Below are 14,483 nucleotides of genomic sequence, written 5' to 3'. Positions count from 1 at the left end.
CCCACGCGTCGCCGGCGACCGCGACGACCGGGAGCGGCTACCGCGTCCGGGCCGAGCGCCTGCCGATCATCGACCCGCAGCCGCGGCTCGAGGACGACCGCTGGCCCGCGAAGGCGTTCGTCGGCGAGGTCGTCCCCTTCGCTGCCACGGCCTTCCGCGAGGGGCACGACCTCATCGGCGTCGACCTCCTGCTGCGCTCGCCGTCCGGGGCCGAGTCGGAGCACCGCATGTCGCTCCTCGCGACCGGCACCGACCGCTACGGGCGCCTCGTGGCCCTCGACGAGGAGGGCGACTGGAGCTACCGCATCCGCGCCTACGCCGACGACTGGGCGACCTGGCTCCACACGGCCGAGGTCAAGATCCCGGCCGGCCTGGACATCGACGTCACCTTCGCCATCGGCGAAGGCCTGCTGCACAGCGGCGCCGACGACTCCTCGCGGCCCGAGGGCGAGCGCAGCCTGCTCTCCGACACCGCCGCCCGAGTCGGCGACACCACGCTGAGCGCCGAGGAGCGCCTCGCCGCGGCGACCGATCCCGCCGTCCACGGCGCGCTCGACGCCCGCCCGGTGATGAGCCTCACCAGCGTCTCGGAGCCGCGCACCGTCCACGTCGAGCGCACCCGCGCCGGCGTCGGCGCCTGGTACGAGTTCTTCCCCCGCTCCGAGGGCGCCGTGCGCCACGAGGACGGGACCGTGACCAGCGGATCCTTCCGCACCGCGATCGACCGCCTCCCCGCTGTGGCCGCGATGGGCTTCGACGTGCTCTACCTGCCGCCGATCCACCCCATCGGCCGCTCCTTCCGCAAGGGCCCGAACAACACGCTCGACGCCGGCGAGAACGACCCCGGCTCGCCGTGGGCGATCGGCTCGGCCGAGGGCGGCCACGACGCGATCCACCCGGACCTCGGCACCGAGGACGACTTCCGCGCCTTCCACGCCGCGGTCGAGGCCGCGGGCCTCGAGCTCGCCCTCGACTTCGCCCTGCAGGCCTCGCCCGACCATCCCTGGGTCACCAGCCACCCCGAGTGGTTCACGACGCTCCCCGACGGCTCGATCGCCTACGCCGAGAACCCGCCGAAGAAGTACCAGGACATCTACCCGATCAACTTCGACAACGACCCCGAGGGCATCCGTCAGGAGTCGCTGCGGGTCCTGCGGCACTGGATCGACCTGGGCGTACGGATCTTCCGCGTCGACAATCCCCACACGAAGCCGCTCGACTTCTGGGAGTGGATCATCCACGAGGTCAACGCCGAGCACCCCGAGGTCGTCTTCCTCGCGGAGGCGTTCACCCGCCCCGCGATCATGCGCGCGCTCGGCAAGGTCGGCTTCCAGCAGTCGTACTCGTACTTCACCTGGCGCAACACCAAGGAGGAGCTCGGCGAGTTCTTCACGAGCATCTCCCACGAGACGGCCGACTACATGCGGCCGAACCTCTTCGTGAACACTCCGGACATCCTCACCGAGTACCTCCAGTACGGCGGCCGATCGGCGTACAAGGTGCGGGCGGCCCTGGCCGCGACCGCGTCGCCGCTGTGGGGGGTCTACGCCGGCTACGAGCTGGTCGAGAACGTCGCTCGCCCCGGCGCCGAGGAGAACATCGACAACGAGAAGTACGAGTACAAGACGCGCGACTGGACCGGCGCGGAGGAGTCGGGCCGCTCGCTGGCGCCGTACATCACGCGCCTCAACGAGATCCGGCGCTCGCACCCCGCGCTCGGGCAGCTGCGGAACCTGCACGTGCACGGCAGCGACGACGACGCGATCCTCGTCTACTCCAAGCACCTGCAGGCCGCGTTCACGGGTACCGGGACCGACGACACGATCATCGTCGTCGTCAACACCGACCCGCATTCGGCCCGCGAGACCACGGTCCACCTCGACCTGCCCGCGATCGGGCTCGACTGGAGCGCGACCTTCGAGGTCGAGGACCTGATCACCGGCGCCGTCTGGACCTGGGGCAGCGACGACTACGTGCGGCTCGACTCGTTCGTCGAGCCCGTGCACATCCTGAGCGTGAAGGCGGACGAGCGATGAGCGGAACCACCCCCGAGGGCACGAGCCCGGCCGAGGAGGCGGGCCTCGGCGCGCACGCCGAGACGGTCCCGACGACAGGCACCAGCTCGGCGACCACCTCCGGCCACGGCGCGCACGTCGCCGACGCGGCGCCCGACGCTCGACAGCACCCCGGAGCGGACGGCGAGAACGCGCGCAGCTACGCGGTCGAGACGGTCCCGGAGGCGCCTCAGCCGGTCGCGGCCGACGACGCCGTGACCGTCGAGCCCGACGCCGACGACGCGGAGTCCGCTCCGGTCGGCAGCGGGGCCGAGGGCGACCTGCCCGACGACACGGACGCCGCCGATTCCGTCGCAGCCGACAGTGCCGCGCGCTTTGAGACGACCGCCGGCCCCGCCGAGACGACCGCGGACCCCGCCTCCGCTTCGGGCCCCGTCGACGGCACCGCTGCGATCGCGCTGCCCGACATCCCCGAGTGGGTGCTGCAGCAGCTCGCCACCGGCAGCAACGCGCTCCCCCACGACGTCCTGGGCCAGCACCTCGTCGCGGCCCCCGGCGTCTCCGACCCGGTGACGGTCGTCCGCGTGCGCCGCCCGCTCGCCGAGAAGGTCGCCGTGGTGCTCGCCACCGGCGCCCGCGTCGAGCTCAGCCACCTCAGCGACGGGATCTGGCAGGGCTTCCACGTCCTCGGTCCGCAGGCGTACACCGTCGAGGCCCGCTACGGCGGCGGCGGCGAGTGGACCGCGGAGGACCCCTACCGCTTCTCGAAGACGGTCGGCGACTTCGACCTCTACCTCATCGGCGAGGGCCGCCACGAGCGCCTCTGGGAGGCGCTCGGCGCCCGTCACCGCGAGCACGAGGGGGTCTGGGGCACGAGCTTCGCCGTCTGGGCCCCGCACGCCCAGGCCGCTCGGGTCGTCGGCGACTTCAACGACTGGAACGGCGAGGGCCACTCCCTCCGCAACCTCGGGACGACCGGGGTCTGGGAGATCTTCGTCCCGGGCGTCGAGCCCGGAGCCTCCTACAAGTTCGACCTGCTCTCGCGCGACGGCCACTGGGTCCGCAAGGCCGACCCGATGGCCCGCGCCACGGAGGTGCCGCCTGCGACCGCCTCGAAGGTCCCCGTCTCGCACCACCAGTGGGGCGACTCCGGCTGGATGGAGAAGCGAGCCTCGGTCGATCCGCACACGCAGCCGCTCAGCGTCTACGAGATGCACCTCGGCTCCTGGCGTCCGGGACTGGGCTACCGCGACCTCGCGGACCCGCTGATCGAGTACGTCACCGAGCTCGGCTTCACGCACGTGGAGTTCATGCCGCTCGCCGAGCACCCGTTCGGCGGCTCCTGGGGCTACCAGGTCACCGGCTACTACGCCGCCTCGAGCCGCTTCGGCACGGCCGACGACCTCAAGTACCTGATCGACCGTCTGCACCAGGCCGGCATCGGCGTCATCGTCGACTGGGTGCCGGGGCACTTCCCCAAGGACGACTTCGCCCTCGCCCGCTTCGACGGCGAGCCGCTCTACGAGCACCCGGACTGGCGCCGCGGCGAGCAGATGGACTGGGGCACCTACGTCTTCGACTTCGGGCACACCCAGGTGCGCAACTTCCTCGTCGCGAACGCCCTGTTCTGGCTCGAGGAGTTCCACGTCGACGCCCTGCGGGTGGACGCCGTCGCCTCGATGCTCTACCTCGACTACTCCCGCAAGGAGGGCGAGTGGCTGCCGAACCAGTACGGCGGACGCGAGCACCTCGAGGCGATCAGCTTCCTCCAGGAGGTCAACGCCACGGCCTACAAGCTGCACCCCGGCATCATGATGATCGCCGAGGAGTCGACGAGCTGGCCCGGCGTCACCCAGCCCACCAGCTTTGGCGGCCTCGGGTTCGGGCTCAAGTGGAACATGGGCTGGATGCACGACTCGCTCGACTACATGGCGAACGACCCGCTCTGGCGCCAGTACCACCTGGGCGAGATCACCTTCTCGTTCGTCTACGCCTTCAGCGAGAAGTTCGTCCTGCCGATCAGCCACGACGAGGTCGTGCACGGCAAGGGCTCGCTGATCCAGAAGATGCCGGGCGACCACTGGCAGCAGCTCGCGAACGTGCGCGCCTACCTCGCCTTCATGTGGGCCCATCCCGGCAAGCAGCTGCTCTTCATGGGCCAGGAGTTCGGCCAGTACTCCGAGTGGAGCGAGGAGCGGGGTCTGGACTGGTGGATCCTCGATCAGCCGAGCCACCGCGGTCTCTGGAGCCTCGTCGGTCAGCTGAACCGCGTGTACCGCGACTCGCCGTCGCTCTGGGAGCTCGACCACGAGCAGTCGGGCTTCGAGTGGATCGACGGCGGCGCGGCGGCGGCCAACGTCGTCTCGTTCCTGCGCAAGGACAGCGAGGGTCGCCCGATCGCCGTCATCGCCAACTTCTCGGGCTCGCCCGTGCACGGCTACCGCGTGAGCCTGCCCACGGCCGGCCGCTGGGAGGAGCTCGTCAACACGGACGCCGAGATCTACGGCGGCAGCGGAGTCGGGAACTTCGGAGCGGTCGAGGCTCGCGAGGAGCCCTGGGCCGACCGCCCGGCTTCCGCCGAGCTGGTCCTGCCCCCGCTGGCCGTGCTCTACCTGCGACCCGCCGACTGATCGGTCCCCGCACGGAAGAGGCCGCCCGCCGCGACGATCGTCGCGAGCGGGCGGCCTCTCGGCGTTCCGGCCGGCGTCAGTAGAGCAGGCCGGTGAGCCGGGCCCGAGCCTTGTTGACGCGCGGGTCGGTCTGACCGACGATCTCGAAGAGCTCCAGGAGACGAGCCCGGACGGCGGCCTTCCCCTCGGCGTCGAGGCGCGGGAACATCGAGAGCAGCCGGTCGAAGGCGTCCTCGACGTGTCCGCCGGAGACGTCCAGGTCGGCGACGGCGAGCTGCGCGTCGAGGTTCGACGGCTCGGCTGCGGCGGTCGAGCGGATGTCGTCGAGCGTGCGGCCCTGGAGGCGGGCCAGCAGCCGCACCTGCGCGAGACCGGCGACGGCGAGGTCGTCGCGCGGGTTCTGCGCGATGGCGGTCTCGTACTCGGTGATCGCCGCGGCGTAGTCGCCCCGGTCGATCGCGTCGTAGGCCTCCTGGTGGTGCGGCGGCAGCGGCTCGGGCTCGGGCTCGCCGCCCTCGGCAGGAGCGACTCCCTCCACCGGCACCGTGCCCGTCACACCGTTCTGAGCGGCGAGCTGGAGGACCTGCTCGAGCAGGTCGCGCAGCTGCTCCTCAGCGACGAGGCCGCTGAACAGGGGCACCGGGCGGCCGCCGATGATCGCGGCGACCGTCGGCACGGACTGCACCTGGAACGCCTGCGCCAGCTGCGGGCTCGACTCCACGTCGACCCCGACGAGCACGAACGCGCCGGCGTACGAGACGACGACCTTCTCGAGCAGCGCGGTCATGCTCTGGCTCTGGTCCGACCAGGAGCCGCGCAGGTCGACGATCACCGGCACGCGCGAGGAGAGCTGGACCACCTGGTCGAACTCGGCGTCGCCGGCGGTCAGCAGCAGAGGATTCGCGCCGGGCGCGCCTCCGGGAGCGGCGGGCGCGGCCGGGGCGCCGGCGGAGGCGGCGGGCGGGGTGCGGCGGTTCACCAGCGACGAGAGGTCGACGGCGCCGCGGAGGTTTCCAGGCAGGGGCGGGACGGTGCTCACGGCAGCTGCACCACCGAGACGAGTCCCTGGCTCCATCCGAGCATCACGATCTTCTCCTCCGATCCGACGGGCGGTACGTAGAACAGCAGTTGGTATCCGTAGGTGGTCTCGATGCCGGTCGTCGACTTGTCCGTGCCCAGCAGGGTCTGCGAGGCGCCGGAGGTCGAGACGGTCGAGCCCTCGGCAGTGGGGCGGACGGTCGACGTCTCGGCGATGCTCGCCGCGACGAGGGCCCCCGAGTCGTTCGTCGCGAGCGCGATCGTCGGCGACGTGCCGGCGGCGTTCGAGAACTCGATCGAGGCGGTGTCCGGCAGCGCCTCGCGGTCGGCGTTCTTCTTGTCGACGCCGACCTGCCCCCGGAGGGTGTCGCCGTCGGCCGCGAAGAGCTCGGCGTACTGGCTCGAGTCGCCGTTGGCGAGCACGTCCGCGTACGCGGAGCCGACCGACTGCGGGGCGAGCTTCATCAGGCGCGAGTCGGGCGCCACGATCGACGTGCCGACGGTGACGGGCGCAACGTCGGGGATTCGCGCGTTGGCCTCGAGCGAGATGGCGTAGTCGACCTTGTAGTCGACGCGCGGGCTCGCCTGGCTCATCATCAGCGCGATCGGGGCCTGGGTGGTGTCCGTCGAGTTCTGCACGACGGCGGTGACCAGGCGCGGCCACGACTCCGTGTCCTGCGGGAGCACCAGGCTCACCGGGGAGGCCGGGATCGTCTGCGGGGGGTCGATCGTCCCGCCCTTGGCGACGACGTCGTAGTTGGTGGTGCGCTCGGTGAGCGCCTCGCCCTGGAAGCGCTCGGCCAGGATCCCGGCGTCCCGGGCGGCGTCGGCGCGCGACGCGACATCGGCGACCTCGGCGACGACGGCCTCCGCCTGCTGCGTGGTGACCACGGGGGTCGGCTCGGCCGAGACCGGCTCTGCCCCCGCGGTCGCCGTGGCGGACGCGGTCGGCGCCTCGCTCGCGCCCGCGGCGAGATCCGGCCAGTAGTCGGAGCTGCAGCCGGAGAGGAGGACCGTCGTCCCGAGGACGACGGGCAGCACCAGGGCGGCCCGGCGGCGCGAGGGCGCCGGCGACGCCGTGGAGGCCTGGATCCCGGCACGCGGCCGGGGACGGCGGGCACCGCGGGGGATCCGGCCCTGCGGTCCCTTCCGGCGCGGGCCGTGCTGGCGGCGCAGGTGGACGAAGGCCCAGATGTAGAGGACGAGGCCGAGGAGGAGGAACACGGCTCCTCCGAGCAGCAGCGGGCCGGCGAGGGGCGTCGTGGTGTCCACGGGCCAGCTGACGCGCACGGAGTCGGCTGCCGGCGCGGTGCCGTCGCTCGCGATGAGGATGGAGACGTCCTCCGGCACGTCGAGCGCCAGGGTCACGCTGCCGCTCCCCTCGAACTCCTCGAGCCAGAGGTCGGAGCCGCGCGGATCGACGACCGCCGCGTCGGCGGTCTCGACGTCGGAGGAGAGCTGGACGCGCTCGCCCGTCTCCTCCGCAGAGGTGAGGGTGTCGTCGGCGCGCTCGTAGCCGATGGCGTCGTAGCTCGAGCCGCCCACCCAGCCCAGCACGTCGGAGGTCCGGGCGTAGGCGACGACGAGGTCGCCGCTGCCCTCGACCGTGATCGTCTGGCGTCCCGGGTTGGCGCCCAGGGTGCTGCCGTCGATCACCGCGTAGGGAGCGGAGGAGTCGAGCGCGGTCTCGGCGGTGAGGGACTCCGGAGGAGCCCAGACCGTCCGCTGACCGATGCCGAGCACGATCATCGCGGCAGCGATGACGGTGGCGATGATGGCGAAGACGAACCGCACGAAAGTACTCCTCCTGCGTTGCCGGATCGGGGTGACGGCCGGGGCCGGCTCGGGGTACGCAGCCGGACCGGGGCGCGACGGCAACAGACAAAGACAGTCCACGATAGCCGATGCCCTCGCTCCGATGCCCGGGAGAAGCCGAGAGTGCGGCCCGGGCGGCGCGCGGTGCGGGTGTCGCCCCGGCCGCGGCCTCCGCGCTGAATACACTTTCCGAGTGCCGCGAGCCCCACCGCGGTCCTGCTCTGAAGGAGACGACGTGGCGAACGACGAGGCCGAATTCACCCAGGTGTTCCGTGGCTACGACCGGGACGAGGTCGACAAGGCCGTCCAGGGCCTGCGCCGCGAGCTCATCCACTCGAACACCCAGGCGGCCGAGAGCGGCCGCGAGGTGAAGCGCCTGTCCTCCCGGATCGAGGGCCTCGAGAAGGAGCTGCAGCAGGTCGGCACTCCCACCTACGCCGGCCTGGGCGCCAAGCTCGAGCACACCCTGCGCGTGGCCGAGGAGCAGTCCGAGCGGATCATCGCCCAGGCCGAGAACGACGCCTCCGCCCTCCGCCGCTCCACCCGCGACGACGGCGACCGCATCCTCCAGGAGGCGCGCGACGAGGCCGAGCGCCTGGTGACCGAGGCGCGCCGCCGTGCGGACCGGACCCGCGACGAGTCCGAGGCGCAGGCCGCGGCGACGCTCGGCAAGGCCGCCGACGACCGTGACGTGATGACCCAGGACGCCGTCCGCGAGGCCGCCGCGATCCGCGGCACCGTGGCGACCGAGGCCGCCGAGACCCGCGCCACCGCGAAGCGCGAGGCCGCCGCGATCCGCTCCGAGGCCGAGCGCGAGGCTGCGGAGATGCGCGCCGTCGCCGCCCGCGAGATCGAGGTCGCCCGCGCCGAGGCCGCTCGCCTCGCCCAGGCCAACGAGCTCCTGCGGGCCGAGGTCGCCTCCGAGGTCGACCGGCTCCGGGCGGCCGTCGAGGCCGAGGTCGCCCAGGCTCGCGCGGCGGTCGAGGCCGAGGTGCTCTCGACCCGCGCCGCGCTCGACGCCGAGGTCGCCGCAGTCCGCGCCGAGGGCGCCCGCGAGATCGCCGACCAGCGCACCCGGCTCACCCAGGAGCGCGCCGAGGCCGTCGCCGTGCTCGACGCCGAGCTGGCGGGCCTGCGTGCCGCGTCCGCCGACGAGGCCGCTGCGCTCTCGCGCGAGGTCGAGCAGGCCCGGATCGACCTGGTGGTCGAGCTCGCCGCGCGCCGCGAGGAGGCCGACCGCGACGACCTGCTCCGCCACCAGGAGGCCGTCGCGCAGACCCAGCGCTACCTCGACGAGTCGAACCTGCAGCTCGCCGACGCCATCCGACGCGCGAACGACAAGCGCCTCGAGGCGGACGCCCTCCGCAGCGACGCCCTCGACGACACGACGCGACTGCGCCGGAAGGCCCAGGACGACTCCGACGCCCTCCTCGACGACGCGCGCGACCAGGCGCAGAAGCTCGTCGCGGACGCGGAGCGCCGCAGCCGCGAGCTGATGGACACCGCCGAGCGGCGCCTCGACGAGATCCGCACCGAGCGCGACGCGATCGCCGGCTACGTGTCCGGACTGCGCGGGCTCATCGGGCACATCGACGGACTCGCGGACGACAGCGACGGCGACGACTCCGACGGCAGCGGCTCCGACGGCGGCTCGTCCGGCCGCTAGGCGGTCGCCGCACGGGCGGGCTCAGCCGAGCTCGCCCGTCCACTCCGTCGGCAGCGGGGACGAGGCGGGCGCGACCACCCGCACGATCTCGTCGAGGACGCGCCGGGTCTGCGCCTCGCCGACCCAGAGGTGCTTCCCGCCCTCCACGGCGACAAGGTCCAGCTGCGGCACGCTCGCGAAGCGCTCGGCGGCCGCCTCCGGCCGCAGGTAGTCGTCGAACTCCGGGACGACCGCCACGAGCGGGCGGCCGTCCTCGCCCCAGGCGGCGACCTCCTCCGCGCTCGTGCGGTGCAGCGGCGGCGAGAGCAGGATCGCTCCCTCGACGGGGTGCTCCCTCCCCCACTTCAGCGCGAGCTCGGTGCCGAAGGACCAGCCGACCAGCCAGGGGTGCGGCAGTCCGCGCTCCGCGACGAGCGCCAGGGCTGCGGCGACGTCGGCGCGCTCCTCGGTGCCGTGTCCGAACGCGCCCTCGCTCGTGCCGCGCGGCGACGTGGTGCCGCGGGTGTTGAAGCGGAGGACCGCCAGGTCGGCGAGCGCGGGCAGGCGGGCGGCGGCCTTCCGCAGGATGTGCGAGTCCATGAAGCCGCCGTGGGTGGGCAGCGGATGCAGGGTGACCAGGGTCGCGACCGGCTCGCGCTCCAGGGGCAGCGCGAGCTCCCCGACAAGGGTCAGCCCGTCGGCCGTGTGCAGCTCGATGTCCTCGCGGCGGGCGGGGAGGACGACGCCTCCGCGGATCTCGTGGGTCATCGTGCTCGTGCTCCTCGGATTCTCCAGCAGTGCGTGTGCCAGTGGCGGCGGCCGGCCAGGTCGGCCGCGTCGCCGAGCGCGCCGTCGGCCCGCCAGGTGACCAGGTGCGGCTGGCCGATGTCGATGGTGAGCCCGCAGCCCGGGCAGAGGTAGTTCTTCACGGCCCGCGCTGCGGAGACGGGCTGGACGTTCCACTCCCGGCCGGCGTGAAACTCGGTGCGCCGGAAGCCGGCGAGCATCTGCGAGAGGTCGCGCTGCTCGTCGTCGTCGTCACGGCGGCCGCCCCGGGGTCTGTTGCTGCGCGGCATCCCCCCAGTCTAGGAGGCCGCCGCCGTGCCCCTCCCGTCAGTGGGAGCTGTCGTCCATCTCGAGCCGGGTCTCCTCGGCGTCGAGCATCAGCTGCGCCCGCCGCAGCGTCCGCGAGGAGTAGACCCCGCGCCCCCGGGCGTCCAGCAGTGCCTCCCGCTCGGCGAGCAGGACCGCTCGGCGCAGCCGCAGGTACTGCGCGTGCGGGCCGAGCGGCGCGTCCTCCGCGCGGCCGACCTGCTCCCACGCCACCTGCGAGCGGGTCAGAGTGTCGCGGCGCACGCGCTCGAGAACGCGCTCGCCCGCCTCGCCGTCGGGCAGCTCCGCCACCGCCTCGGGCAGGGCCTGGATGCCCGTGGCCGCGACCTCGTCGAGCAGCGTCGCGAGCTCGCGGCGGTCGGCCTCGCCGTCGGTGCCCTGGATGCCGGTGAGCCGGATCAGCGCGGGGAGCGTCGCACCCTGCAGGAGCAGCGTCACGACGGCGACAGTGAAGGCGATGAGGATCAGCTGGGAGCGGTAGGGAGTCTCGTCCGGCAGCGACTGGGCCGCGGCGAGCGTGACCACGCCGCGCATCCCGGACCAGGACAGGACGACTCCTCCGCGCCATCCGAACGCCTCGCTCGTGGTCGCGGCCAGATCGGTCTCGCGCCGGAGGTAGAGCCGCTCCGCTCTCACCTGCCGCCGCCGGAAGCGCTCGTCGCTGGTGGCGCTGTTGCGCAGTCGCATGAGGCCCACCGCCAGCCGCCGGTTGATCCGCTCCGCCCGCCGACCGGAGCTGCGCAGCCACAGGAGCAGCGGCCACACGAAGAGGGCCCGCAGCACGATCAGGATGACCACGGTGGCCAGACCCAGCAGCACCGCGGTGCCCACTCCGAACTCGCCCGGGTTCACGACCCCGGAGACGATCGCCTTGATCTCGGCGCCCATGAGCAGGAAGACGCCGTTCTCGAGCAGGAACTGCGCCGTCCGCCAGTTCACCCGCTCGCTGATCCGCGACTGCGGCGAGAGGAAGCGCGCGCTGTTGTGCCCCGTGTAGATCCCGGTGACCACGACGGCGAGCACCCCGGACGCGCCCAGCTCCTCGGCCGGGATGTAGGCCAGGAACGGCACGGCGAAGGACACGGCGGTGTCGAGCACCGGGTCCCGCAGCTTCGAGCGCACGAAGACGGTGAGCACGCCCATCACCAGTCCGAGGACGATCGCCATCAGGACGGAGTAGACGAAGAGGACCCCCACCTCGCCCACGTCGATCGCGTCGGTCGTGACGGAGGCGCCGACCACGGCCGCCGCAGCCGTCGCGGCGCGCAGCAGCACCAGCGCCGACGCGTCGTTCACGAGGCTCTCGCCCTCGAGCACCGTCACCAGGCGGGGCGGGAGTCCGAGCTTCTTGCCGATCGAGGTCGCGGCCACCGCGTCGGTCGGGCTCACGACGGCGCCCAGAGCGATCGCCGCGGGCAGGCTCAGATCGGGGAACACGAGGTAGAGGAAGCCGCCGACCACGAGGGCGGTCACGACGACCAGGAGGACCGAGAGCCCGAAGATCGAGCGCAGGTTCCGCCGGAAGTCGGTGAGGGGCACCTGGATCGCGGCCGAGTACAGCAGCGGCGGCAGCACGCCCGCGAGGATCAGCTCAGGCTCGACCTCGATGTCCGGGACCCCGGGGAGGTAGGACGCGCCGATCCCGATGACGACCAGGAGCAGCGGTGCGGCGATTCCAAGGCGGCTCGAGAACCGCGCGACGGTGACGACCGTGATGATCCCGACGACCCCGAGCAGCGCGTAATCCACGGCACCAGGGTAGCGAGAGCCTCAGCCCGCCGGACGCGGTGCCGAGCGGAGGAGAACGATCAGTACCAGCCGACCGACTCGGAGTGGGCCCAGGCGCCGCAGGGCGAGCCGTAGCGCCCGGAGATGTAGCCGAGGCCCCAGGTGATCTGGGTGCTCGCGTTGGTCGCCCAGTCGGAGCCGGCCGTCGCCATCTTGCTGCCGGGGAGTGCCTGCGGGATGCCGTAGGCACCGCTGGACTTGTTCTCGGCGTAGACGTTCCAGCCGGACTCGCGGTTCCAGAGGAGGACGAGGCAGTCGTACTCGCTGTCGGCCCAGCCGCGCTGCACGATCATGTCGTACGCGATGGCCTTCGCGGATCCGGGATCCGGAGCGGCGGCGCGCTGGACGGGAGCGGCGGTCTCCGCCTCGGCGGAGCCCGACTCCTCCTCGTCGGCGGTCGCGGAAGCGGTCTGAGTCTCGGTCGGAGTGGGCGTCGGGGTCGGAGTGGGCGTCGGCTTCGCCTCGGCGCCGAACGAGTCGCGCTGGACGGTCCGCTCGACGGCGTCCGCGACGACGAGCCGCTGCGCGGAGTCGCCGTTGAAGCGCGCCGGGGCCTGGTAGTAGGGGGAGGCGACCGCGCCGCTGGACGGATCGACGACGTTCACCATGGCGAACGCGATCGAGGCCGTGAAGGCCAGCACCGTCACCGGGATCCGAGCCCAGGAGCGCCGCACCGGGGTCTGGTGCGGGACCGCCGGGCGACCGCTGGTGCGGTTCGCGGGCGTGTGGGCGACGGAGGTCTGAGGATGCTGAGCCACGATTACGAAAGCATAACGGACGATGACCTGATCGGCCAGCAGATCCGGCTCCGGTCAGCGGACCGCCAGCATCACATCGACGACCGTGTCGAGCAGCAGGTCGACCTGCGCCTCGGCGTACCCGCCGCGCTGCGGGGCGAAGGAGACGGTCCGCACGTCGTCCACGGTCAGCACCGATCCGTCGCGGAAGTACCCGGAGATCCGGTCGGCGAAGGCGTCGACCTGGCGGATGTTGTAGCCCGTCGTGAGAGCACCGGCCCGGGTGAACCGCTCGCGGGGAGCGCGGGCCAGCCGGTTCACGATCTCCTGGGCGGTCGACCGCGCGTCCGCGAGCCACGCCTCCTCGCCCCGGGCCGCGATCGCGTACTGGCGCTCCCGCAGGGCGAAGGCGTCCTCGAGGCGCTCGAGCGCCGCATCGACGTGGGGCGCGGAGTAGCCGCCCTTGCGCAGGGTGAACGCGGTGTGGCGCAGGTCGGCGGCGCGGAGGTCCGCCGGTCCCCCGGAGAGCTGCGAGTAGGCCTCGCGCGCCGACGCGAGGAAGGAGTCGACCTCGGCCGTGTCGTAGCCGGGACGGGACTCGCGGGCTCGGGGGAAGGGAGCGGTCATCCCGACATCATGCCAAGCCGCGCGCCGGGAGCGGAATCGGCACGCCCCGGTGAGGCGTGCGCTCAGTGGGCGAAGAGGAAGTACAGCACGTAGGCCGCTGCGGCCGACGGCAGGATCGAGTCCAGCCGGTCGAGGACTCCCCCGTGGCCGGGCAGCCAGGAGCTCATGTCCTTGATGCCGATGTCGCGCTTGATCAGCGACTCGGCGAGGTCGCCGAGCGTCGCGGTGAGGAGCACCACGGCCCCGAACACCGCGCCGACCCACCAGGGCTGGCCGAGCATCAGCAGGGCGAGCAGGACGCCGACGACGATCCCCGCGACGGCCGCACCGGCGAACCCCTCCCAGGTCTTCTTCGGGCTGATCCGCGGTGCCATCGGGTGCTTGCCCCAGGTGAGTCCGCTCACGTAGGCGCCGGTGTCGACGACGATCACGAGCACCAGGAACGCGAACGCCCAGAGCTGGCCGCCGGGCTCGGCGACGAGACGGATCGCGAAGGCACCGAGGAAGGTCGTGTAGCCCTGGACGAACGCGCCGAGGCCGATGTCGAGGGCGAGGTCCCTCCGACTGGAGGCGGTGCGCCGGAAGAGCTGCTCCCCCAGCCGCCAGAGGCCGACGAGGACGGATCCGCCGAGGACCGTGGCCCACGCGGCGCCGAGGCCGCCGTAGTAGGCGGCCGGCACGGCGACGACCGCCACGATCCCGGTCGGGATGCGCGGGATATCGCGACCGGCGTGGCGCAGGGCGTTCGAGAGCTCCAGCGCCGCGAGCAGCACCACCACCCCCGCGAGCACCATGAAGAGCTCCTTGACCAGGAGGAGGCTGACGACCATCGCGCCGCCGCCGAGGAGTCCGATCGCGGTCGCCGACACGAGGTTCCGGCCCGAGCGCGCGGTGAGACGGTCGTTCGTCGCCTCGAGCTGGGCGCGGGTCGCCTCGAGCTGGCGCTCGACGTCGGCCCGGCCCTGCTGGGCGCGCGCACGCAGCGCGTCGCGGGTGACCATCCGGGATCCCCGGGCACCCGGGACGTGCGGAGACGGTCTCTTCTCGCCGCCCTCGGGTCCTTCGGGGATCTCGG

General features: G+C 72.7%; 11 protein-coding genes. 3 read left to right on the top strand and 8 right to left on the bottom strand.

What is annotated here, in order from left to right; all coding sequences use genetic code 11:
- Window positions 1-65: 65 nt before the first annotated feature.
- Both C5D66_RS00745 and glgB read left to right on the top strand, forming a co-directional pair.
- Window positions 66-2,036, top strand: a complete 1,971-nt coding sequence (locus C5D66_RS00745; RefSeq protein ID WP_308471151.1) for an alpha-1,4-glucan--maltose-1-phosphate maltosyltransferase — start codon at window positions 66-68, stop codon at window positions 2,034-2,036.
- Entirely contained in the window at window positions 2,033-4,645 is a 2,613-nt protein-coding gene (glgB, locus tag C5D66_RS00740; protein ID WP_104254947.1) for a 1,4-alpha-glucan branching protein GlgB, read from the top strand. The genes C5D66_RS00745 and glgB overlap by 4 nt, the downstream gene beginning before the upstream one ends.
- A gap of 76 nt (window positions 4,646-4,721) precedes the next feature.
- Here the strand turns inward: glgB and C5D66_RS00735 are convergent, their stop codons facing one another.
- Both C5D66_RS00735 and C5D66_RS00730 read right to left on the bottom strand, forming a co-directional pair.
- Window positions 4,722-5,684 (bottom strand): tetratricopeptide repeat protein, encoded by a 963-nt coding sequence (locus tag C5D66_RS00735; RefSeq protein WP_104254948.1) that lies wholly within the window; start codon window positions 5,682-5,684, stop codon window positions 4,722-4,724.
- Entirely contained in the window at window positions 5,681-7,477 is a 1,797-nt protein-coding gene (locus tag C5D66_RS00730) for a hypothetical protein (RefSeq protein WP_104254949.1), read from the bottom strand. Before C5D66_RS00730 ends, C5D66_RS00735 begins: the two co-directional genes overlap by 4 nt.
- A 256-nt stretch (window positions 7,478-7,733) precedes the next feature.
- Between C5D66_RS00730 and C5D66_RS00725 the strand changes: the two genes are divergently transcribed.
- On the top strand, window positions 7,734-9,164 hold the full coding sequence (locus C5D66_RS00725; RefSeq protein WP_104254950.1) for a DivIVA domain-containing protein: 1,431 nt from the start codon (window positions 7,734-7,736) through the stop codon (window positions 9,162-9,164).
- Window positions 9,165-9,185: 21 nt separating this feature from the next.
- Here the strand turns inward: C5D66_RS00725 and C5D66_RS00720 are convergent, their stop codons facing one another.
- From C5D66_RS00720 to C5D66_RS00695, 6 genes are all read right to left on the bottom strand, one after another.
- Complete coding sequence (locus C5D66_RS00720) at window positions 9,186-9,911, bottom strand: alpha/beta hydrolase (protein ID WP_104254951.1); 726 nt, start codon at window positions 9,909-9,911, stop codon at window positions 9,186-9,188.
- The gene (locus tag C5D66_RS00715) at window positions 9,908-10,219 is read right to left on the bottom strand and encodes a hypothetical protein (protein WP_181028758.1); all 312 of its coding nucleotides are present in this window, start codon (window positions 10,217-10,219) and stop codon (window positions 9,908-9,910) included. The genes C5D66_RS00720 and C5D66_RS00715 overlap by 4 nt, the downstream gene beginning before the upstream one ends.
- Before the next feature lie 37 nt (window positions 10,220-10,256).
- Complete coding sequence (locus C5D66_RS00710; protein WP_104254952.1) at window positions 10,257-12,005, bottom strand: sodium:proton antiporter; 1,749 nt, start codon at window positions 12,003-12,005, stop codon at window positions 10,257-10,259.
- Window positions 12,006-12,064: 59 nt separating this feature from the next.
- Window positions 12,065-12,802, bottom strand: coding sequence for a lytic transglycosylase domain-containing protein (locus C5D66_RS00705; protein WP_258061290.1), 738 nt, complete (start codon window positions 12,800-12,802; stop codon window positions 12,065-12,067).
- Between the two features lie 54 nt (window positions 12,803-12,856).
- Complete coding sequence (locus tag C5D66_RS00700) at window positions 12,857-13,408, bottom strand: DivIVA domain-containing protein (RefSeq protein ID WP_104226865.1); 552 nt, start codon at window positions 13,406-13,408, stop codon at window positions 12,857-12,859.
- Between the two features lie 62 nt (window positions 13,409-13,470).
- Complete coding sequence (locus C5D66_RS00695; protein WP_104232500.1) at window positions 13,471-14,409, bottom strand: phosphatidate cytidylyltransferase; 939 nt, start codon at window positions 14,407-14,409, stop codon at window positions 13,471-13,473.
- Window positions 14,410-14,483 lie beyond the last annotated feature (74 nt).

Source organism: Rathayibacter sp. AY1B4 (assembly GCF_002932815.1).
Classification (GTDB): domain Bacteria; phylum Actinomycetota; class Actinomycetes; order Actinomycetales; family Microbacteriaceae; genus Rathayibacter.
This window is presented reverse-complemented; position numbering and strand designations above follow the sequence as displayed.

Bases quoted from the DNA above. Each gene is read 5' to 3' on its own strand.
- C5D66_RS00695 (WP_104232500.1), bottom strand. From the start codon at position 14,409: ATGGTCACCCGCGACGCGCTGCGTGCGCGCGCCCAGCAGGGCCGGGCC.
- glgB (WP_104254947.1), top strand. From the start codon at position 2,033: ATGAGCGGAACCACCCCCGAGGGCACGAGCCCGGCCGAGGAGGCGGGC.
- C5D66_RS00715 (WP_181028758.1), bottom strand. From the start codon at position 10,219: ATGCCGCGCAGCAACAGACCCCGGGGCGGCCGCCGTGACGACGACGAC.
- C5D66_RS00720 (WP_104254951.1), bottom strand. From the start codon at position 9,911: ATGACCCACGAGATCCGCGGAGGCGTCGTCCTCCCCGCCCGCCGCGAG.
- C5D66_RS00700 (WP_104226865.1), bottom strand. From the start codon at position 13,408: ATGACCGCTCCCTTCCCCCGAGCCCGCGAGTCCCGTCCCGGCTACGAC.